Source organism: Rathayibacter sp. AY2B7, from assembly GCF_002931635.1.
In the GTDB taxonomy this organism is placed as follows: Bacteria; Actinomycetota; Actinomycetes; order Actinomycetales; family Microbacteriaceae; genus Rathayibacter.
In genome coordinates, this window is sequence record NZ_PSUC01000062.1 from 1 (window position 1) to 20,762 (window position 20,762).

A 20,762-nucleotide genomic window follows, 5' to 3' on the forward strand; every position below is an offset into this window, starting at 1 on the left:
CTCCGTACGAGCCCTACATCCGCGTCGCGGAGCTGCTGGCCCAGCACACCCCCGGCGACTTCGCCAAGAAGACCGTCCTGGTCAACTCCGGCGCCGAGGTCGATGAAGCTGTTGCCGTCGACGTCGACCAGGATCGCGCCGTGCGCGCGGTCGATGTAGACGGGGAGCGCGGTGCCGACGCCGGTGGGAACGACGGCGAGGCGGCGCTCGTGCAGGGCCCGGGATCGCGGCCCGGGGATCTCGGTCGCGACGCGCCGCTCCTGGGGGACTGCGGACGTGGGAACCTGGGGGGCGAGCGTGTCTGTCATGGTCCTCGGAGTCTACCCGCGGGGGTTCCGCGTCCAGAGGTCCAGACCGGCGCGACCGGCCTGATCCACCGCCGTCGAGGAGGAGCCCGATGAAGTCCGAGCACGAGTACGCGGTGTCCGTCGTCTGGGAGGGCGACCGGGGCACCGGCACGAGCGGCTACCGCGAGTACGGGCGCCAGCTGACCGTCACGGCGGAGGGCCCGGCGCCCATCCTCGCCTCGGCCGACACGCCCTTCCGGGGCGACGCCGACCGCTGGAACCCGGAGCAGCTGCTCCTCGCGGCGCTCGCGCAGTGCCACCTCCTCTCCTACCTGCACGTGGCGGTCAAGAACGGAGTCGTCGTCACCGGCTACACGGACGACGCGGTGGGCTCGATGCTGCAGGAGGGGGAGAGCGGCCGCTTCACCTCGGTGACCCTCCGGCCCCGCGTCACTGTCGCCGAGGAGTCGATGGTGGCGATCGCCCAGACGCTGCACGCCGAGGCCTCCCGGCTCTGCTTCATCGCGAACTCGGTGAACTTCCCCGTCGCCCACGAGCCGGAGGCGTCCGCGCGCTGAGGCTCAGCGGCGCTCGTGCGGGAGCGCCCGGCGGATGCGCTCGACCGTGGTCGTCGGCGGCGACTCGTTGTACGCACCGGCGAGCTCCTGCCCGGAGAGCGCGTGGACGGCCGCCATCACCTCGTCGGTGGCGTGGCGTCGGGCGCGGCCGGAGTCGGCGGAGCCGTGCCGCGAGAGGTCCAGCGGAGCCCCGAAGCGGACCGTGATCCGGTGCAGGCGCGGCACCCTCGTGCCCACCGGCTGGAGCTCCTGCGTGCCGATCATGCCGACGGGGACCACCGGCGCGCCCGTGGTGAGGGCGAGCCATGCCACTCCGGTGCGGCCCTTGTAGAGGCGCCCGTCGCGGGAGCGGGTGCCCTCGGGGTAGACGGCGAACGCCTCGTCCCGCTCGAGGATCGCCCGGCCGAGGTCCAGCGCCTCCTGAGCGGCCTGGCCGGCGCCTCGCTCGACCGCGACCGCTCCGACGCTCGTGAAGAAGGCGCGCGAGAGGGCGCCCCGCACGCCGGTCCCCGTGAAGTAGTCCGACTTGGCCAGGAACTGCACCGGCCGCGGGGCGAGCAGCGTCAGCACCGGGGAGTCGATGAACGAGAGGTGGTTGGCCGCCAGGATCACGCGTCCCTCGGCCGGGACGTTGTCGCGCCCCTCCACGATCGGCCGGTAGACCAGCCGGCCGACGCCGCCGATGGACAGGCGCGCCAGACGCGCGGAGAGGCCGATCCCCGGGGGAGTCGGCCTCTCGTGGTCGTCGTCGATCCGCATCCCGACGAAGCTACCGGGGCGTCCATGCCGCTCCGGTCATGCGGCGGATCAGCCGAACTGGGCGAGCGCCTCCTCGATGACCGTCGCGGCGTCGTCGATGAGCTCCTCGCTGATGACCACGCTCGGCATGATCCGCAGCACGCTGTCCCAGCTGCCCGCGTCGAGGACGATCACGCCGTTCGTGGTGGCGTGCTTCAGGATCGCGGTGAGCGCCTCCGGGTACTGCTTCTTCGTGCCCGGGTGGACGAGCTCGACGCCCCACATCGCGCCCTTGCCGCGGACCTCGCCCACGACCGCGAAGCGCTCGGCCCAGTCGCCGATCCGCGCCTGCAGCAGGCGCTCGACCCGCTGCGCCTCCTCCAGCAGGCCCTCGGACTCGATCGCCTCGAACGTCGCGAGCGCCGCGGCGGTGGAGACGGGGTTGCCGCCGAACGTGCCGCCGATGCCGCCGGGCTGCACGGCGTCCATGATCTCGGCGCGGCCGGTGACGGCGGCGAGCGGGAAGCCGCCGGCGATGCCCTTGGCCGTCGTGATGAGGTCCGGGACCACGCCGTGGTGCTCGATGGAGTACCAGGTGCCGGTGCGGGCGATGCCGGCCTGGATCTCGTCCGCGACGAAGACGATGCCGTTCTCGGTGCAGAACTCGGACAGGCGGCGGAAGTAGCCCGGCGCCGGGATGATGATGCCGCCGTCGCCCTGGATCGGCTCGACGAAGAGCGCGGCCAGCTCCTGCGCGCCGATGTGGGTGGTGATGTGGTCGATGGTGCGCTCGGCCGCCTCCTCGCCCGTCATGCCCTCGGGGTCGCGGAACGGGTAGCTGATCGGGAGGCTGTAGATCTCTCCCGGGAAGGGGCCCATGCCCGCGCGCTCCGGCCAGGGGCGGTAGGTCATCGCCATCGTGAGGTTGGTGCGGCCGTGGAAGGCGTGGTCGAGCGTCGCGATGGCGCGGCGGCCGGTGAACTTCCGCGCGATCTTGACGGCGTTCTCGACCGCCTCCGCGCCGGAGTTCACCAGGATCGAGTGCTTCTCGAAGTCCCCGGGGGTGATCTCGGCGAGCTTCTCGGCGACCCGGACGTAGTTCTCGTACGGAGTGACGGTGAAGAGGGTGTGCGTCAGCTTCTCGGCCTGCGCGGCGGCCGCCGCGGCGACCGCGGGGTGCGCGTGGCCGATGGTGGTCACTCCGATGCCGCAGCCGAGGTCGATCAGGCGGTTGCCGTCGACGTCGACCAGGACCGCGCCCGACGCGTGGTCCATGTAGATGTTCGCGAGCGTCCCGGCGCCGCGGGAGACGCTGGCGACGCGGCGCTCCTGGAGGGCGACGGAGCGCGGGCCGGGGAGCTCGGTGACGAGCTCTCGGGACTGGGGGACCGAGAATTCACGCATGCCCCGATGGTAGGCCTGGGACCGTTCGAGGACCCGCACCCAGCGCGTTGCGAGGCGCGCCGTGCAGGATGGAGGCGATCCCCGAACGTCCACCGGCCGCCGCCGGTCACGAAAGGTGCCCCTGTGCGCAGAACCCTCGCGATCCTCGCCGTCCTCGGCGCCTCCCTGAGCCTGGCGGCCTGCACCCCCGGGGAGCCGGATGCAGCGCCGTCCGCCTCCGCGACTCCGCTCGGCTGCGCGACCGAGGGCGACGCGACCGCCGCGGTGCAGACCAGCGGCGACTTCGCCACCAAGCCGGTCACCGTGTTCCCCAGCCCGGTCAGCGTGGATGCCACCGAGCGCTCCGTCGCGATCGAGGGCACCGGCGAGGAGGTCGCCGAGGGCGACACCGTGCTGGTCGACTACACGCTCTACAACGGGACGAGCGGTGCCGAGTTCTCGGCGAGCAGCTACGCGCCCGGTGGCCGCGCGGCCTTCGAGGTCGACACCGACCAGTACCTCGCCGGCCTCGTGAAGGCCGTCAACTGCGCGACCGTCGGCTCGCGCGTCGTCGCCGTCGTTCCCCCGGCCGACGCGTTCGGCGACGCCGGGCAGAGCCAGTTCGGCATCGCCGCGACCGACTCGATCGTCATGGTGATCGACGTCGAGCAGATCGTGCCGACCGCCGCCGACGGCGAGCCGCAGCCCCCGGTCGACGGCCTGCCGACGGTGGCGCTCGCCGAGGACGGGGCGCCCACCGTCACCATCCCCTCGACCGACCCGCCCGCCGACCTGCAGCTCGCCGTCCTCAAGAAGGGGAGCGGCGCGACCGTGGCCGACGGCGACCAGCTGATCGTGCAGTACCAGGGCGTGGTCTGGGGCACCGGCGAGGTGTTCGACCAGAGCTGGGGGAAGCCCGCTCCCGCCGCCTTCGGCACCGGCGACGTGATCGAGGGCTTCAAGGAGGCCGTGGTCGGCCAGACCGTCGGCTCGCAGGTGCTGGTCACCATCCCGCCGTCGAAGGGCTACGGCGACCAGGGCAACCAGAACGCGGGGATCAGCGGGACCGACACCCTCGTCTTCGTGGTCGACATCCTCGCCATCAGCTGACCGGGAGGCGCTGGGTGCTCCGTGCCAGGATGGGCGGATGCGCAGGGTCATCATCCTCGGCTCGACCGGGTCCATCGGCACGCAGGCTCTCGACGTCATCGGTGCGAACCGCGAGCGGTTCGAGGTCGTCGGCCTCGCCGCCGGCTCGAACCGGGCGGCGGTCGCCGAGCAGGCGTCCGCGTTCGGCGTCGAGCACACGGCGTTCGGCGCGGAGGAGGCCGAGCAGCTGATCCGCTCGGTCGATGCGGACGTCGTGCTGAACGGGATCACCGGCTCGGTGGGGCTCGGCCCGACGCTCGCGGCGCTCGAGGAGGGCAGGACGCTCGCCCTCGCCAACAAGGAGTCGCTGATCGTCGGCGGCGAGCTCGTCACCTCGCTCGCCGGTCCCGGCCAGATCGTGCCGGTCGACTCCGAGCACTCCGCGATCGCCCAGGCCCTCCTCGCGGGCGAGCACCGCGAGGTCCGCCGCCTCGTGCTGACCGCGTCCGGCGGGCCGTTCCGGGGACGCGACCGCGCCTCCCTCCGCGACGTCACCCCGGCGCAGGCGCTCGCACATCCGACCTGGGACATGGGCCTGGTCGTCACGACCAACTCCTCCACCCTGGTCAACAAGGGGCTCGAGGTGATCGAGGCGCACCTGCTCTTCGACGTCCCCTACGACCGGATCGACGTCACCGTGCACCCGCAGTCGGTGATCCACTCGATGGTCGAGTACGTCGACGGCTCGACGATCGCCCAGGCCTCGCCGCCGGACATGCGGCTCCCGATCTCGCTCGGCCTCGACTGGCCGCACCGCGTCGCCGGGGTCGGCGTCCCGCTCGACTGGACCCGCTCCCACTCCTGGACGTTCGAGCCGCTGGACGAGGAGGCGTTCCCCTCGGTCCGGCTCGCGAAGCGCGTCGGGGAGGCGGGCGCCTCCTACCCGGCCGTGTTCAACGCGGCGAACGAGCAGGCCGTGCAGGCGTTCCACGCGGGGCGGATCGGCTACCTCGACATCCTCGAGACGGTGGAGGCGGTGGTCGATACGCACAGCGTCGACGGCGCGCTGACCCGCGAGTCGCTGGCCGCGGCGGAGGAGTGGGCGCGCCGCACGGCGGACGAGCGGATCGCCGGAGTCTGACCAGGGGTCATCCGCACGGGCTCCGTCTCCGCGGATCCGTGTCGGCGGACGTCGCGCCGCTGATCCGCTCGGCCGCGGAGTTCATCGGATCCGTGCAGGCGCACCCCAGCGTGGACAGGCGGGCCCGGCCTACAGTGTGTCGGTGGAATCCGTGCTGCTCTTCGTCCTCGGCGTCGTCATCATCGCCGTCGGCGTCGCCCTCTCCATCGCCCTGCACGAGGTCGGGCACCTGCTCCCCGCCAAGCTGTTCGGGGTCAAGGTCACGCAGTACATGATCGGGTTCGGGCCGACCCTCTTCTCCCGGCGCCGAGGCGAGACGGAGTACGGCGTCAAGGCGATCCCGCTCGGCGGCTACATCGCCATGATCGGCATGTACCCGCCGAAGCACCCGGGGGACCGGCCCACGGAGTCGAGCACCGGCTTCTTCAACGGCCTGGCGTCCTCCGAGGCCCAGCTCGAGGAGCCCCGGCGCGGCGCCTACGCCACGATGATCGACGAGGCCCGCGCCGCCAGCGCCGAGACGATCGGTGACGGCGAGGACCACCGCGCGTTCTACCGGCTCCCCGTGTGGAAGCGCGTGATCGTCATGGCCGGCGGCCCCTTCATGAACCTCGTGATCGCCACGGTCCTCTTCACCGTCCTCCTCTGCGGCATCGGGATCCCGCAGAGCACCAGCACCCTCGCCGCGGTCTCGCAGTGCGTGGTCCCGGAGTCGCAGCGCGCGACCGCGACCTGCACCGCCGACGACCCGCTGGCACCCGGAGCCGCGGCGGGCCTGCTGCCGGGCGACACGATCACGGCGATCGACGGCACTCCGGTGAGCACCTGGAACGACCTGACCCCGATCATCCAGCGCTCCGCGGGCGTCCCGCTCAGCGTGTCCGTCCAGCGCGACGGCGCCCCGCTGACCCTCACGATCACCCCCGCCGAGAACGAGGTCGCGGTGACCGACGCGAACGGCGCCCCCGTCACCGACGCCTCCGGTGCGATCGAGACGCAGACGGTCGGCTTCATCGGCATCTCGCCCACGTCGGCCCTCGCGCAGCAGCCGATCACCGCGGTGCCCGAGACGGTCTGGTCGAACATCACCAGCGTCGCCCACGTCATCCTCAACCTTCCGCAGCGCCTCATCGACGTCGCCCAGGCGGCGTTCGGCTCGGAGGCCCGCGACGCCAACGGCCCGATCAGCGTCGTCGGAGTCGGCCGGATCGCGGGCGAGATCGCCGCCTCCGACCAGCTCCCCGTCGTGTCGAAGGTGCAGACGATGGTCGGCGTCCTCGCCTCGCTCAACGTCGCCCTCCTCGTCTTCAACCTGGTGCCGCTGCTCCCCATGGACGGCGGCCACATCGCCGGCGCCCTCTGGGAGGGCCTGCGCCGCCGGATCGCCAAGCTCTTCGGACGCCGCGACCCCGGCCCCGTCGACATCGCCCGCCTGCTCCCGCTCACCTACGTCGTCGTCCTCGTCCTCGGCGGCATGAGCGCCCTCCTCATCTACGCCGACATCGTCAAGCCGATCACGCTGTTCTGAGTTGGATTCCACGCCGGGCCTCGCCCGGCGTGGCGCGGTCGGCTTCTCGGGGTGGGGGCGTGGGTGGAGCGGGGTGCGGGCGGCTGGGGCGAATCGCTGGGACGCCATTCACTCGTTCGCCTCGGGGGTGCGACCGTCTGCGGTGAATCGCTCGGACGGGATCGGCGGTTCGGCTCGGGAGCGAGGCGACCGCGGATCGTGCGGTCTCGGGCTGAGAGCATGTGCGGTGGACGGGTTCCGAGGCGCGCAGGAGGGGCGGCGGCTGGGAAGGTGCGGCGAGCGGACGAGGGGTCCCGCGGCGCGCGTACGATGGGGCGCGTGCCAGCAGTGAATCTGGGTCTTCCCAAGGTCCCCATGACCCTCGCCCCCCGCCGCAAGTCCCGCCAGATCAAGGTGGGCAAGGTGCTCGTGGGCGGTGACGCGCAGGTCAGCGTCCAGTCGATGTGCACCACACCGACGACGAACATCAACGCGACCCTCCAGCAGATCGCCGAGCTCACCGCGTCCGGCTGCGACATCGTCCGCGTCGCGGTGCCGAGCCGCGACGACGCGGAGGCGCTGCCGATCATCGCCAAGAAGAGCCAGATCCCGGTCATCGCCGACATCCATTTCCAGCCCAACTACGTCTACGCCGCGATCGACGCCGGCTGCGCCGCGGTCCGCGTGAACCCGGGCAACATCCGCAAGTTCGACGACCAGGTCGGCAAGATCGCCGCCGCCGCGAAGGCCGCCGGCGTCTCGATCCGCATCGGCGTCAACGCCGGCTCCCTCGAGCCGAGCATCCTGCAGAAGTACGGCAAGCCCACCCCCGAGGCCCTCGTCGAGAGCGCCGTCTGGGAGGCCAGCCTCTTCGAGGAGCACGACTTCCACGACTTCAAGATCTCGGTCAAGCACAACGACCCCGTCGTCATGGTGAAGGCCTACCGCCAGCTCGCCGAGCGCGGCGACTGGCCCCTCCACCTCGGCGTCACCGAGGCCGGCCCCGAGTTCCAGGGGACCATCAAGTCCGCCACCGCCTTCGGCATCCTCCTCGGCGAGGGCATCGGCGACACCATCCGCGTGTCCCTCTCGGCCCCGCCCGCGCAGGAGGTCAAGGTCGGCCTGCAGATCCTCCAGTCGCTGAACCTCCGCGAGCGCAAGCTCGAGATCGTCTCCTGCCCCAGCTGCGGCCGCGCGCAGGTCGACGTCTACACGCTCGCCAACGACGTCACCGCCGGCCTCGAGGGCATGAGCGTCCCGCTGCGCGTCGCCGTCATGGGCTGCGTCGTCAACGGACCCGGCGAGGCCCGCGAGGCCGACCTGGGCGTCGCCTCCGGCAACGGCAAGGGCCAGATCTTCGTCAAGGGCGAGGTCATCAAGACCGTCCCCGAGGCCGAGATCGTCCAGACCCTCATCGAGGAGGCCAACCGCCTGGCCGCCGAGATGCCGGCCGACGACACCTCGACCGGAGCCCCGGTCGTCACCGTCGGCGCGAACTGAGACGGCGCGGGGCGGATCGACGTGGTCCGCCCCGCACTGCGCCTCGCGCTCGTGGTCGTCGCCGCCGCGCTCCTCGCCTCCGGTGTCGCCGCGCTCCGCAGCGGCCCGTCCTCCGAGGCCGGCGAGTGCATCGACAGCCGCAGCCCGCAGGACCCCTTCGGCTGCGACCGCTGGGTGCTGACCGCGGCCGAAGGGGAGACCCCGTACACGGCCTGGGTCGAGGACGCCCGCGTCCGCCTCCGCTCCGAGAGCGTCGGGGGTGCGCCGACCCTGGTCGTCGGCACCGGCTGCCTCGTGGTCAGCGCCGCCTACCGGATCGACGACGGCGTGCTGATCCCCGGCGACGAGGTGACCGGCTCCGACACCTGCTCCGACACGCCGAGCCCCGAGGCCATCCGGCTCCGGGCGCTCCTCTCCGGCCCGATGACCATCGGCGGCACCCCCGACGACGTGCTGCTGGACGGCACGGGCGGAGCGGTCGTCTTCTCGCGGATCCCCGACTGAGGCTCCCGGCGCCCTCGCGAGCCGGGGGAGCGCAGCGGATAGGATCGTCCCTCGTGGTCACCCGTCTCTCGCATCTGTTCGTCCGCACGCTCCGGGAGGATCCCGCCGACGCCGAGGTCGCGGGCCACCGCCTCCTCGTCCGCGCGGGCTACATCCGCCGTCAGGCGCCCGGCGTCTTCGCCTGGCTGCCGCTGGGACTGCGCGTCAAGCGCCGCATCGAGCGGATCATCCACGAGGAGATGGAGGCCGCCGGCGCCCAGGAGGTGCACTTCCCCGCGCTCCTGCCCCGCGAGCCCTACGAGCTCTCGGGCCGCTGGACCGAGTACGGCGACGGCGTGTTCCGCCTGAAGGACCGCAAGGACGCCGACTACATGCTGGCTCCCACGCACGAGGAGTTCTTCACGCTGCTCGTGAAGGACCTCTACTCCTCCTACAAGGACCTGCCCCTGTCGATCTACCAGATCCAGGACAAGTACCGGGACGAGGCGCGGCCCCGCGCGGGCCTCCTGCGCGGCCGCGAGTTCACGATGAAGGACGCGTACTCCTTCGACTACACCGACGCCGGCCTCGACGCGAGCTACCAGCGCCAGCGCGACGCCTACGAGCGGATCTTCGCCCGTCTGGGCCTGGAGTACGTGATCGTGCAGGCCGACGCCGGAGCGATGGGCGGCTCCCGGAGCGAGGAGTTCCTGCACCCCACCCCCGTCGGCGAGGACACCTTCGTCCGGTCGGCGGGAGGGTACGCGGCGAACGTCGAGGCGTACCGCACGCCCGTCCCCGCGGCGCTGCCCGTCGAGGGCCTGCCCGAGGCGCGCGTCTTCGACTCGCCCGACACCCCGACCATCCAGACCCTGGTCGACCTGGCGAACGCGACGCAGCCCCGCCCCGACGGCCGCGCCTGGACCGCCGCCGACACCCTGAAGAACGTCGTCCTCGCGCTCACCGCGCTCGACGGCACCCGCGAGCTCGTGATCGTCGGCCTGCCCGGCGACCGCGACGTCGACCTCAAGCGCGCCGAAGTGGCCTTCGCCCCGGCCGAGGTCGAGGCCGCCACGGCGGAGGACTTCGCGAAGCACCCCGGACTGGTCAAGGGCTACATCGGACCCTGGTCGGCCGAGGGAGCCGTCCTGGGCGAGGAGTCGGCGACCGGCGTCCGCTACCTGCTCGACCCGCGCGTGGTCGACGGCACCGCCTGGATCACCGGGGCCAACGTCTCCGGGCAGCACGTCCTCGACCTGGTCGCCGGACGCGACTTCCACGGCGACGCCACCGTCGAGGTCGCGGACGTCCGCACCGGCGACGAGGCGCCCGACGGCTCGGGCCCGATCGAGACCGCCCGCGGCATGGAGATCGGCCACGTCTTCCAGCTCGGCCGCAAGTACGCCGACGTCCTCGGGCTGAAGGTGCTCGACGAGAACGGGAAGCTCGTCACCGTCACGATGGGCTCCTACGGCATCGGCGTGACCCGCATCCTCGCCATCATCGCCGAGGCCACCCACGACGACCGAGGACTGCTCTGGCCCGCGAACGTCGCGCCGTTCGACGTGCACGTCATCGCGACCGGCAAGGACGCGGCGGCTCTCGAGCTCGCCGAGTCGGTCGGCGCCTCCCTCGAGGCCGCCGGCCGCGACGTGCTGATCGACGACCGCCCGAAGGTCTCGCCCGGCGTCAAGTTCGGCGACGCCGAGCTGATCGGGGTGCCCGTGATCGTCATCGCGGGCCGAGGAGCGGCCGACGGGATCGTCGAGCTGTGGGACCGCCGGTCCGGCGAGCGCGAGCAGCTCCCGGTCGCCGAGGCGCTCGCCCGGCTGGGCGCCTAGACCCGACACGCCGAGGGCCCCGCCACCGCTTCCCGCGGCAGGCGGGGCCCTCCGCGCCTCGGCGGGATCCGCGGGTGGAACCCCGGGCCGCGTCGGGTACCCTTGAGGGCTGATCCGGGTGAGAGCCCGGCAGGCGAACGACCGCGGTCACCACCGCGGCATCCAAGTGAATAGAGAGAAAGGCCCGCCCGTGGACATCGACCTGAGCGTTCTGCGACTCATGGAGCGCGAGCGCGAGATCCCCTTCGAGGAACTCGTGCAGATCATCGAGCAGGCGATCCTGACCGCCTACCTCAAGCACATCGGCCAGGCCGACGACGCCGACAAGGCCACCGCCGTCGACGCGCGCGTGCACCTCGACCGCAAGACCGGTCACGTCTCGGTCTTCGTGCCCGAGCTCGACGAGGAGGGCGCCGTCGTGGGCGAGGCCGAGGACTCCCCGCGCGACTTCGGCCGCATCGCCGCCTTCGCCGCGAAGCAGGTCATCAACCAGCGCCTGCGCGACATCGCCGACGAGCACGTGCTCGGCGAGTTCAAGGGCCGCGAGGGCGACATCGTCGCCGGCGTCATCCAGCAGGGCCCGAACCCGCGGATGATCCACGTCGACCTCGGCTCCATCGAGGCGATCCTCTCGCCGGAGGAGCAGGTGCCCGGCGAGGACTACAGCCACGGGCGCCGCATCCGCGTCTACGTCACGAGCGTCGGCCGCGGACCCAAGGGCCCGTCGGTCCAGGTGTCCCGCACCCACCCGTCGCTGGTGCGCAAGCTGTTCGCCCTCGAGGTCCCCGAGATCGCGTCCGGCGTGGTGGAGATCGTCTCCCTCGCCCGCGAGGCCGGCCACCGCACCAAGATCGCGGTGCGCGCGACCGAGCCCGGCGTGAACGCCAAGGGCGCCTGCATCGGCGAGCTCGGCCAGCGCGTGCGCGCGGTGACCGCCGAGCTCAACAACGAGAAGATCGACATCGTCGACTACTCCTCCGACCTGCCGACCTTCGTCGCCAGCGCGCTCTCGCCCGCCAAGGTGACCAGCGCGTTCGTGATCGACCAGAGCCTCAAGGCCGTCCGCGCGCTCGTCCCCGACTACCAGCTCTCGCTCGCCATCGGCAAGGAGGGCCAGAACGCCCGCCTCGCCGCCAAGCTGACCGGCGCGAAGATCGACATCCAGCCCGATTCGGTGATGGACGGGGAGTGATCCCCGAGCATCGGCCGTGCGGGGGAGCGGTCCCGGAGGGGAGGGAGTAGAGTGGAAGCCGTCAGAACGTGCGTCGGCTGCCGTCTGCGCGCCCCCCGGGCCTCTCTTCTGAGGCTGGTCCTCCATTCGAACGTCCTCGCGGTAGACCCGCGTGCCGTCCGTCCTGGTCGGGGAGCGTGGCTCCACGACACAGCCGACTGCTACGAGCTCGCGGTCAAGCGCCGCGCGTTCGGAAGAGCGTTCCGGACACGCGAGAGCGTGGACGCGAGCGAGCTGGAGCAGTACATCGCACGATCCGACCGGCTCGGCCCCTCGACCGGAGGGGCCGGAGCAGCGCACGATCACACCATAGAGAACAGGCAGAACGGCCCGTGAACTGATCATGAGCGAAGACTGATGAGCGGCTCGAAATGAGACCCGTCCGTTCGTGACGCCTGCCCCCGTCTTGGGTGCAGGCCCAAGACAGGAGAGAAGTGGCAAAACCACGCGTACACGAGATCGCATCCGAACTGGGTGTCGATAGCAAGGTCGCACTTGCGAAGTTGAAGGAGCTCGGCGAGTTCGTCAAGGGCCCGTCCTCGAGCATCGAACCCCCGGTGGCGCGCAAGCTCCGCCAGGCCCTCCAGGGCCAGGGCGGTTCCTCCGCGGGAGCGTCGGCGACCCCGGCCGCCCCCGCCGCCGGCGCCCGTCCCGGGGCCCCGCGCCCCTCCGGCGCCCGTCCGTCCGCGCCCACGCCCGGCCCGGCCAAGCCGCCCGCTCCGGCGCCCGCACCGCCGATGTCTGTCGCCGAGCGCCAGGCCCAGGCTCAGGCCGCCCAGGAGGCCGCGGCCGCTCAGCGCGCCCAGGCAGCCAAGGACGCGCCCGCCGAGGCCGTCGCTCCGGCTCCGACCGAGGCCCCCGCGGCTCCGGCCGCCGCCGAGAAGCCGGCGTCCGGCGCGACCCCCGGCGGACCCAAGCCCGTGACCCCGCGTCCGGCTCCCGCCGCGAACACCCCGCGCCCCGGCGGCGCCTCGGGCGGCTCCAACCGCCCCGGCGGCACCCCGCGCCCGGGCAACAACCCGTTCGCCAGCAACCAGGGCATGGGACAGCGTCCCGCCGCCCCGCGCCCCGGCAACAACCCCTTCGCCAGCTCGCAGGGCATGGGATCGCGTCCGACCCCGGGCAACATCCCCCGCCCCGCTGCTCCGCGCCCCGGCGCGCCCCGACCCGGCGGACCCGGCATGGGCCAGCGCCCCGCCGGCTTCGGCCAGCGTCCCGGCGGACCCGGCGGCGGAGCAGGACGTCCCGGCGGTGCCGGTCGTCCGGCCGGCGGCGGCTTCCAACGCCCCGGCGGCGCTCCCGGTGCCGGTGGCGGGTTCGCCCCGCGTCCCGGTGGCGGCGGCGGTCGCGGTCGCGGCCCCGGCGGTGGAACCGCAGGAGCCTTCGGTCGCGGTGGCGGCAAGAGCAAGGCCCGGAAGTCCAAGCGCACGAAGCGTCAGGAGTTCGAGCTCAGGGAGGCCCCGTCGCTCGGCGGCGTCAGCGTCCCCCGCGGCGACGGCAGGACGGTCATCCGTCTGCGCCGCGGCGCGTCGATCTCGGACTTCGCCGACAAGATCGAGGCCATGACCGGCGTGCCGGTGCCCCCCGGCAACCTGGTCACCGTCCTCTTCGCCCTCGGCGAGATGGCGACGGCGACCGAGTCGCTCGACGAGGCCACCTTCGAGGTGCTCGGCTCCGAGCTCGGCTTCAAGATCCAGGTCGTCTCGCCCGAGGACGAGGACAAGGAGCTCCTCGAGGGCTTCGGTCTCGACCTCGAGCAGGAGCTCGACGACGAGACGGACGAGGATCTCGAGATCCGTCCCCCCGTCGTCACCGTCATGGGTCACGTCGACCACGGAAAGACGCGCCTGCTCGACGCGATCCGCAACGCCAACGTCGTCGCCGGCGAGGCGGGCGGCATCACGCAGCACATCGGTGCGTACCAGGTCGTCGCGGAGCACGAGGGCATCGAGCGCCCGATCACCTTCATCGACACCCCGGGTCACGAGGCGTTCACCGCCATGCGAGCCCGCGGTGCCCAGGTCACGGACATCGCGATCCTCGTGGTCGCGGCGGACGACGGCATCATGCCGCAGACCATCGAGGCGCTGAACCACGCCCAGGCGGCCAACGTGCCGATCGTGGTCGCGGTGAACAAGGTGGACAAGCCCGACGCCAACCCGGCCAAGGTGCGCCAGCAGCTCACCGAGTTCGGGCTCGTCGCCGAGGAGTACGGCGGAGACGTCATGTTCGTCGACGTGTCGGCTCGAGCGGGCACCGGCATCCAGGACCTCCTGGACGCCGTGCTGCTCACTGCGGACGCCGGTCTCGACCTGCGCGCCAACCCCAACAAGGAGGCGCGCGGAGTCGCGATCGAGGCGAAGCTCGACAAGGGACGCGGTGCGGTCGCGACCGTGCTCATCCAGTCGGGAACGCTGCGCGTCGGAGACGCGATCGTCGCCGGAACGGCCTACGGCCGCGTCCGTGCGATGGCGGACGAGAACGGCAACGCCGTCCTCGAAGCCGTGCCGTCGCGTCCGGTGCAGGTGCAGGGACTCTCGTCCGTGCCCCGCGCCGGCGACACCTTCCTCGTCACCGAGGAGGACCGCACGGCCCGTCAGATCGCCGAGAAGCGCGAAGCCGCTCAGCGCAACGCACTGCTGGCCAAGGCCCGCAAGCGCATCTCGCTCGAGGACTTCACCCGTGCTCTCGAGGAGGGCAAGGTCGAGTCGCTCAACCTCATCATCAAGGGCGACGTGTCCGGTGCCGTCGAGGCGCTGGAGGAGTCGCTCGTCAAGATCGAGGTCGACGACTCGGTGCAGCTGCGCATCATCCACCGCGGTGTCGGTGCGATCACGGAGTCGGACGTCAACCTCGCGACGATCGACAACGCGATCATCGTGGGCTTCAACGTCCGCCCCGACCCGAAGGCCCGCGAGCGCGCTGCTCGAGAAGGAGTGGACATCCGCTTCTACTCGGTCATCTACAACGCGATCGAAGAGGTCGAGAACTCGCTCACGGGCATGCTCAAGCCCGAGTTCGAGGAGGTCCAGTCCGGTGTCGCCGAGATCCGCGAGGTGTTCCGCTCCTCCAAGTTCGGCAACATCGCGGGTGTCATCGTCCGCTCCGGCACGATCACCCGCAACTCGAAGGCGCGCGTCATCCGTGACGGCGTCGTGGTCGGGGACAACCTGGCCATCGAGTCGCTGCGTCGCTTCAAGGACGACGTCACGGAGGTCCGTACGGACTACGAGGCCGGTATCGGACTCGGAAAGTACAACGACATCCAGATCGGCGACGAGATCGAGACGATCGAGATGAAGGAGAAGCCGCGAGGCTGATCCGCTCCACTGGAAGGCCCGGGTCCGCCCGGGCCTTCCGGCGTCTCACGGCGCTGTTCGTGCGGGATCGGGAGGGGACTCTCGTCCTCTCGCGCCCTGCGGGAGGAATCGGGGGCCGCCCGTGTCCCGGAGGTGCGGACCCACCAGCGGGCGATTCCGCACCTTCGGGCGCAGGATCGAAGAGCAGGCGCTCCTGTCTCGGTGGGTGCGCCCGCTGAACGAGCAGCTCGCGAGCAGCGCGCCTGCGGGCGACGTCCGGCTCCCGATCCAGCACCTGAGCCTTCCCGCCCCCCGGTCCCCGAGGATCAGGGAGCCGCGAGAAGGCACCCCACCCGCGCCGTCGCAGACGCGCGGTCGAGGAGCATCACGCCCCAGAAGCAAGGCCCCCTCGGACGCGACCGGTCGTCCGGGCGGAGAGTGGTTGAATGGCGAGCTGAACGGTTCGCCGAGAGAGATGTGAGGACCAGCCATGGCAGATCCGGCCCGGGCGAGGAAGCTCGCCGAACGTATCCAGGTGATCGTCGCGAAGCGGCTCGAGCGCGGTCTCCGCGACCCGCGCCTCGGCTTCGTCACCATCACCGATGTCCAGGTGACCGGCGACCTGCAGCACGCCTCGGTGTTCTACACGGTCTACGGCACCGATGAGGAGCGCGCCGATTCGGCCGCGGCCCTCAAGGCCGCCACCGGAATGCTCCGCACCGAGGTGGGCAGGAACATTACGTCCCGGCTCACGCCGTCGCTCGAGTTCATCCTCGACGCGGTGCCCGAGAACGCGAAGCACATCGAGGATCTGCTCGCCGCCGCGCGCAGCCAGGACTCGCAGGTGCAGTCGCTCGCCGCTCAGGCGGACTACGCCGGCGAGGCCGACCCCTATGTGAAGCCCCGCGAGGACGACGAGGACTAGGCGCCGAGCCCGAACACCGCGGAGCCCGTGGCGACATCGACCGATTCCAGGACGACGACGACACGGGCTCCCGGCGTGAGCGGGGCCGGGACGTCGACGGTGATCTCCGGGTCGAGCAGCTGGACCGAGGAGCGGGTGCGCGCCGAGGAGACGACGATCCCGCTGAAGGAGGCTCCTTCGCGGCCGCGGAGGACGGCGGCCTCGACGATCGCGGTCGCCGCACGGGAGGCGGCTCCGGCCCGGCGGTCGCTCGCGGCGAGGAGCGGCGGGAGCAGGGGCAGCGCCTGGCGCAGCTGCGACGGGATCGTTCCGCCGCGGGAGACCGCGAGGCAGACGGCGAGGCCGAACCGGTCGACCAGGCGCCGCAGCGGCGCGGTGACGTGCGCGTACGGCGCGGCGAGAGCCGCCTGCTCGGGATGCTCCGGCGGGGCGCCGTCGAAGGCGGTGTAGCCGGCGCCGCGGAACAGGCTCGCCGCGGCGTACATGATGGCGAGCTGGGCGGGGTCGGCGGTGTCGAGGCGGCGCAGGTAGGCGCCGTAGGCCTCCTCCTCGGGCCACGGGACGCCGAGCGCCGCGGCTCGGGAGCGGAAGGCCGCGACGATGGCGGGGTCGGCCTCGGGCATGGTCCGGAGGACGCCCACCCCCGCGTCGAGCATCATCGTCGCCGCGGCCATACCGGTCAGCAGCGAGACCTGGGCGTTCCAGCCCTCGACGGCCAGGGGAGCGCGGCGCTCGACCCGGTAGCCGCCGTCGGCGGCGACGATCTCCTCCTCGGGCAGCGTCAGGCTCGCTCCTCCGCGCTCGGCCTCGCGCGCCAGGCGCTCGCGTCCGAACCAGGGGAGGAGGGCGAGGGAGGGGTGCGGATCGCCCGCGTCGACGCTGCGCTGCACGCCCTCGTAGTCGAGCCGGGCCACGCTGCGCACGAGCGCCCGCTCGAGGTGCACCGAGCGCGGCTCCGCCCGCTCGTCGAGGGTCAGCGTCCAGACCAGCGCTCGGCGCGTCTCGTCCGGCAGGAGCGACGCGGCCCCCTCGGAGAGGACCGCGGGGTGCAGCGGGACGCGGCCGTCCGGGAGGTAGTAGGTCTGGCCGCGGCGGCGCGTCTCGGCGTCGAGCGCTCCGCCGGTGCGGACGACCGCGGGCACGTCCGCGATGGCGTAGCGGAGGACGACGCCCTCCGACGTGCGCTCCAGGTGGAGGGCCTGGTCCAGGTCGAGCGAGCCGGGCGGGTCGATCGTCACGAAGGGGAGGTCCGTCCGGTCGACGCGGTCCTCGTCGTCCGCTCCGGCGTCCGCGTGCCCGGCCTCGGCCAGCGCGGCCGGCGGGAACGGGCCGGGCAGGTCGTTCTCGACGCGGACCGCGGCGAGGGCGCGCTGGACGTCCTGGGCGAGGTCGACGTCGAGGGCGCGCTCGACAGCGGCGTCGGGGCGGGGGAGGCGGAGGCGGCGACCGGTCACGGCGCCGACCCTACCCGCCTCCTCCGACGCGGACGGCGGTCGACGGGCCCTCAGGAGCCGGGGAGGAGGTAGCCGTCCTCCGGGCCGCCCGTCGCCAGGCCGTCGGCGAGGAGCCCGGCCAGGGCGCGACCGCGCTGGTCGGGGTCCGGCCAGAGAGACTCCACCTCGGCCGCGGTGACCGGGCCGTGCGCGGCGCGCAGCTCGGCGAGGATGAGGCCGCGGACCTGGCGGTCCGAGCCCTCGAACCGCTTCTGCTTCGCCTTCACGGGCCCGGTGTGCTCGGGGTACCCCTCCGCCCGCCAGCGGCAGAGGTCGCGGATCGGGCACTCGTCGCAGCGCGGAGCGCGAGCGGTGCAGACGATCGCCCCCAGCTCCATCGCGCCCGCGTTGAACGCCGCCGCCTCGGAGAGCGACTCGGGCAGCAGCGCCGACATCGCAGCGAGGTCGGCCCTCGCGCGGGGCGGACCGGGCTCCGCCGCTCCGTCGACCGCGCGCGCGAGGACCCGGCGGACGTTGGTGTCGACCACGGGGTGCCGCCTCCCGTAGGCGAACACGGCGACGGCGCGGGCGGTGTAGTCGCCGATGCCGGGCAGCGCGAGGAGGGTCTCGACGTCGTCGGGGACCACGTCGCCGTGCTCCTCGGCTATCGCCACGGCGCAGGCGTGCAGGCGCAGGGCCCGCCGCGGGTAGCCCAGGGACTGCCAGGCGCGCACCGCCTCGCCGGGCGGGACGGCGGCGAGTGCGGAGGGTGTCGGCCAGCGCTCCAGCCATTCCGCCAGACGCGGGACGACGCGGACCACCGGGGTCTGCTGCAGCATGAACTCGCTGACGAGCGTGCCCCAGGCGGGGAAGTTCTCGCGGCGCCACGGCAGGTCGCGGGCGCTCGTGCGGAACCAGGCGGTGATCGCGTCGGCGAGAGCGTCGGAGGGCATCAGCCCACACTAGGCGGCGGCGCGTATCGTGGGCGGATGACCAGGTGGGCTCCGCAGAAGGCCGATGTGCTCGACGCTCTCGCGGCGGAGGTGCTGCACAACTACGGGCGCGGACGGGTCAAGGTCGGGATCGACGGCGACGACCCCGCGGTGAGCGCGGCGTTCGCGCTCGACCTCGCGGAGGCGCTCCGTCGGGCCGGCAAGGACACGATCGTCGCGCACCTCGCCGACTTCCGACGTCCCCGCGCCGATCGGGACGACCCCGCCGTGCCCGAGGAGCAGCGCTCCTACGCGGCCGGGTACGACTACGAGCTCCTGCGCCGCGTGCTGCTCGATCCGTTCACCCTCGGCGGCAGCACCGGGTTCGTGCTCGCGGGCTTCGACGCGGTGCGCGACGAGGCGCGGCAGGCGCGCTGGCGGACCGCCGGCCGCGACGCGGTGCTGCTCGTCGACGGCGAGTTCGCCCTCCGGCCGGAGCTGCGCGGCGCGTGGAGCACCAGCATCCGCCTCGACACGCAGGAGCCGCCGGTGGACGCGGCGTACCGCGCCACGACGGACCCGCGCCGGCTGGCGGGGATCCTCGTCGACAACCGCGATCCGGAGCAGCCCCGGCGCCTCTTCGCCGACTCCTGCTGAGCCCCGGGACGGAGGCCGCCGCCGCGGGCGGCATCCGTCCGACAGGGCCGCGGGCTCAGACCAGGGCGGCGCGGCGCACGACCTCCGCCGGCGGCACGAAGGCGCCCGCCCGCTCGACCTCGTGCACCAGGTCGACCAGCAGCTGGTTGACCGGCGCCTCGCGCCCGCCGCGGTGAGCGGTGCGGACCACGGCCCCGGCCAGGTGGTCGATCTCGCTCGGCACTCCGCGGCGGACGCTCTGCAGCGTCGACCCGGGGTTCGGCACCTCGCCCATCCGCGCGGCCATCCGGCGGGGGAGCAGCTCGACCAGGGGCAGGGGAGCGGCGGCGAGGGCGCGGACGGAGGCGTTCGAGAGTCCCTGCAGCGAGCCGAAGCGGACGCCCGACGCGAGGCCCGTCCGGGCGGCCTCGCGCATCGACCGGGCGAGGACGCGCCGCAGCCCCGGATCGTCGATCGTCTCCTGGACCGAGAGCCCGGTGATCGCGGGCAGGGCGTTGACCTCGTTGATCAGCAGCTTCGTCCACTGCGCTCCGGTGAAGTCGTCGGTGACGGCGGTGGGGACCGCCTCGCCGAGCACGGCGGCGGCCCGGCGCACGTCGTCGTCGGCCGGGCGGCCGGGGACGCCGAGCGTGGTCGTGGCAGGAGCCGTGACGGTGACGCGGCCGGGTTCGAGGTGGCTCGCGGCGAAGAGGGCGAGAGCACCCACGAGCCGGGCGTCGCGCACCTGCCGGGCCGCCGCGGTGAGTCCGTCCAGTCCGTTCTGGACGACGACGACGAGGGTGCCGTCGACCGTGCGGCGATTGGTGCGCAGCGCGTCCTCGGCGTCCTGCGCTTTCGTGCAGACGAAGGCGAGATCGGGTACCAGGTCGAGGGACTCGCCGCAGCGGACCCAGGCGGTGTGCTCGCCCCACGCCCCGTCGAGCCGGATCCCCGACCGGCGGATCGCGGTGAGATGGTCGCCTCGGGCGGTGACCTCGACGTCGTGCCCGGCGCGGTCGAGAAGGGCGGCGATGGTGCCGCCGACGGCGCCTGCTCCGAGTACTGCGATCCTCATCCGGACAGCCTAGGACGGGCGGGGGAGGGCTCCGGCTCCACCCCGGGGGTACTCCCGATCCGTCCGTGTATCCTCGCACCCGTGCTCGAGACCCCCGCCCCGGCTCCGAACGGGATCCTCCTGCTGGACAAGCCCGGCGGCATCACCAGCCACGACCTCGTCTCGCGGACCCGCCGCCGCGCGGGGACCCGCAAGGTCGGCCACGCGGGGACGCTCGATCCGATGGCGACCGGGCTGATGATCCTCGGTCTCGGCCCCTCGACGCGCCTGCTCACCTACCTCGTCGGCCTCGACAAGCAGTACGAGGCGACGATCCGGCTGGGCTCCTCCACCACCACCGACGACCAGGAGGGCGAGGTGCTCGCCTCGGCGGAGCCCGCCCTCGTCGCGGCCCTCGCCCCGGAGTCGGTGTTCGACGCGATCACGGCCCTCACCGGAGCGATCGAGCAGGTCCCGAGCACGGTCAGCGCGATCAAGGTCGACGGCCGCCGCGCCTACGCCCGCGCCCGCGACGGCGAGGAGGTCGTGCTCGCCTCCCGCCCCGTGACCGTTTCGGAGTTCGCCGTCCTGGCGAGCCGCCCGGGCGAGGGGTTCCTCGACCTGGACGTGCGCGTCACCTGCTCCTCCGGCACCTACATCCGCGCGCTCGCCCGCGACCTGGGCGCGTCCCTCGGAGTCGGCGGC

18 protein-coding genes and 1 pseudogene are annotated in these 20,762 nt (G+C 72.8%); 13 read left to right on the forward strand and 6 right to left on the reverse strand.

The window, feature by feature from the left end; translation table 11 throughout:
• Positions 1-308: pseudogene (locus C5C27_RS11015) on the reverse strand (hypothetical protein); the annotation flags it as partial.
• 89 nt (positions 309-397) lie between these two features.
• On the opposite strand from C5C27_RS11015, the gene C5C27_RS11020 reads away from it, so the two are divergent.
• Entirely contained in the window at positions 398-865 is a 468-nt protein-coding gene (locus tag C5C27_RS11020; protein WP_104223041.1) for an OsmC family protein, read from the forward strand.
• Positions 866-868: 3 nt separating this feature from the next.
• Here the strand turns inward: C5C27_RS11020 and C5C27_RS11025 are convergent, their stop codons facing one another.
• Together C5C27_RS11025 and C5C27_RS11030 are read right to left on the reverse strand one after the other, a co-directional pair.
• Complete coding sequence (locus tag C5C27_RS11025; RefSeq protein WP_104223042.1) at positions 869-1,624, reverse strand: 1-acyl-sn-glycerol-3-phosphate acyltransferase; 756 nt, start codon at positions 1,622-1,624, stop codon at positions 869-871.
• A 48-nt stretch (positions 1,625-1,672) separates the two neighbouring features.
• A complete protein-coding gene (locus C5C27_RS11030; RefSeq protein ID WP_104314387.1) occupies positions 1,673-3,007 on the reverse strand; it encodes an aminotransferase class III-fold pyridoxal phosphate-dependent enzyme in 1,335 nt (444 codons plus the stop codon).
• A 123-nt stretch (positions 3,008-3,130) separates the two neighbouring features.
• On the opposite strand from C5C27_RS11030, the gene C5C27_RS11035 reads away from it, so the two are divergent.
• From C5C27_RS11035 to rbfA, 10 genes are all read left to right on the forward strand, one after another.
• On the forward strand, positions 3,131-4,096 hold the full coding sequence (locus tag C5C27_RS11035; protein WP_181133509.1) for an FKBP-type peptidyl-prolyl cis-trans isomerase: 966 nt from the start codon (positions 3,131-3,133) through the stop codon (positions 4,094-4,096).
• A 37-nt stretch (positions 4,097-4,133) separates the two neighbouring features.
• Entirely contained in the window at positions 4,134-5,216 is a 1,083-nt protein-coding gene (dxr, locus tag C5C27_RS11040; protein WP_104237600.1) for a 1-deoxy-D-xylulose-5-phosphate reductoisomerase, read from the forward strand.
• A gap of 142 nt (positions 5,217-5,358) precedes the next feature.
• A complete protein-coding gene (locus C5C27_RS11045) occupies positions 5,359-6,744 on the forward strand; it encodes an RIP metalloprotease (protein WP_258061194.1) in 1,386 nt (461 codons plus the stop codon).
• A 318-nt stretch (positions 6,745-7,062) separates the two neighbouring features.
• Positions 7,063-8,223: a flavodoxin-dependent (E)-4-hydroxy-3-methylbut-2-enyl-diphosphate synthase gene (ispG, locus tag C5C27_RS11050; protein WP_173244694.1), complete on the forward strand. Its 1,161-nt coding sequence runs from the start codon at positions 7,063-7,065 to the stop codon at positions 8,221-8,223.
• A gap of 21 nt (positions 8,224-8,244) precedes the next feature.
• On the forward strand, positions 8,245-8,727 hold the full coding sequence (locus C5C27_RS11055) for a hypothetical protein (RefSeq protein ID WP_104225178.1): 483 nt from the start codon (positions 8,245-8,247) through the stop codon (positions 8,725-8,727).
• Between the two features lie 53 nt (positions 8,728-8,780).
• Positions 8,781-10,547, forward strand: a complete 1,767-nt coding sequence (locus tag C5C27_RS11060; protein WP_104225179.1) for a proline--tRNA ligase — start codon at positions 8,781-8,783, stop codon at positions 10,545-10,547.
• 190 nt (positions 10,548-10,737) lie between these two features.
• A complete protein-coding gene (nusA, locus tag C5C27_RS11065; RefSeq protein ID WP_104225180.1) occupies positions 10,738-11,739 on the forward strand; it encodes a transcription termination factor NusA in 1,002 nt (333 codons plus the stop codon).
• A gap of 51 nt (positions 11,740-11,790) precedes the next feature.
• Positions 11,791-12,114, forward strand: coding sequence for a YlxR family protein (locus C5C27_RS11070; protein ID WP_104225593.1), 324 nt, complete (start codon positions 11,791-11,793; stop codon positions 12,112-12,114).
• Positions 12,115-12,212: 98 nt separating this feature from the next.
• Positions 12,213-15,098: a translation initiation factor IF-2 gene (gene infB, locus C5C27_RS11075; protein WP_104266978.1), complete on the forward strand. Its 2,886-nt coding sequence runs from the start codon at positions 12,213-12,215 to the stop codon at positions 15,096-15,098.
• Positions 15,099-15,567: 469 nt separating this feature from the next.
• The gene (gene rbfA / locus C5C27_RS11080; RefSeq protein ID WP_104223052.1) at positions 15,568-16,002 is read left to right on the forward strand and encodes a 30S ribosome-binding factor RbfA; all 435 of its coding nucleotides are present in this window, start codon (positions 15,568-15,570) and stop codon (positions 16,000-16,002) included.
• Here rbfA and C5C27_RS11085 read toward each other — a convergent pair.
• Together C5C27_RS11085 and C5C27_RS11090 are read right to left on the reverse strand one after the other, a co-directional pair.
• Positions 15,999-17,456: a ribonuclease catalytic domain-containing protein gene (locus C5C27_RS11085; protein WP_104314389.1), complete on the reverse strand. Its 1,458-nt coding sequence runs from the start codon at positions 17,454-17,456 to the stop codon at positions 15,999-16,001. The genes rbfA and C5C27_RS11085 overlap by 4 nt on opposite strands.
• 50 nt (positions 17,457-17,506) lie before the next feature.
• Positions 17,507-18,388 carry an A/G-specific adenine glycosylase gene (locus tag C5C27_RS11090; protein WP_104239490.1) on the reverse strand — a complete coding sequence of 294 codons (882 nt, stop codon included), beginning with the start codon at positions 18,386-18,388 and terminating at the stop codon, positions 17,507-17,509.
• Positions 18,389-18,424: 36 nt separating this feature from the next.
• Here C5C27_RS11090 and C5C27_RS11095 point away from each other — a divergent pair, with 36 nt between their 5' ends.
• Positions 18,425-19,024 carry a hypothetical protein gene (locus C5C27_RS11095; protein ID WP_146079665.1) on the forward strand — a complete coding sequence of 200 codons (600 nt, stop codon included), beginning with the start codon at positions 18,425-18,427 and terminating at the stop codon, positions 19,022-19,024.
• A 55-nt stretch (positions 19,025-19,079) separates the two neighbouring features.
• Here C5C27_RS11095 and C5C27_RS11100 read toward each other — a convergent pair whose 3' ends face one another.
• Positions 19,080-20,078 carry a ketopantoate reductase family protein gene (locus tag C5C27_RS11100; protein ID WP_104239488.1) on the reverse strand — a complete coding sequence of 333 codons (999 nt, stop codon included), beginning with the start codon at positions 20,076-20,078 and terminating at the stop codon, positions 19,080-19,082.
• Positions 20,079-20,159: 81 nt separating this feature from the next.
• Between C5C27_RS11100 and truB the strand changes: the two genes are divergently transcribed.
• The coding region (truB, locus tag C5C27_RS11105) for a tRNA pseudouridine(55) synthase TruB (protein WP_258066650.1) at positions 20,160-20,762 on the forward strand (603 nt) is incomplete at its 3' end.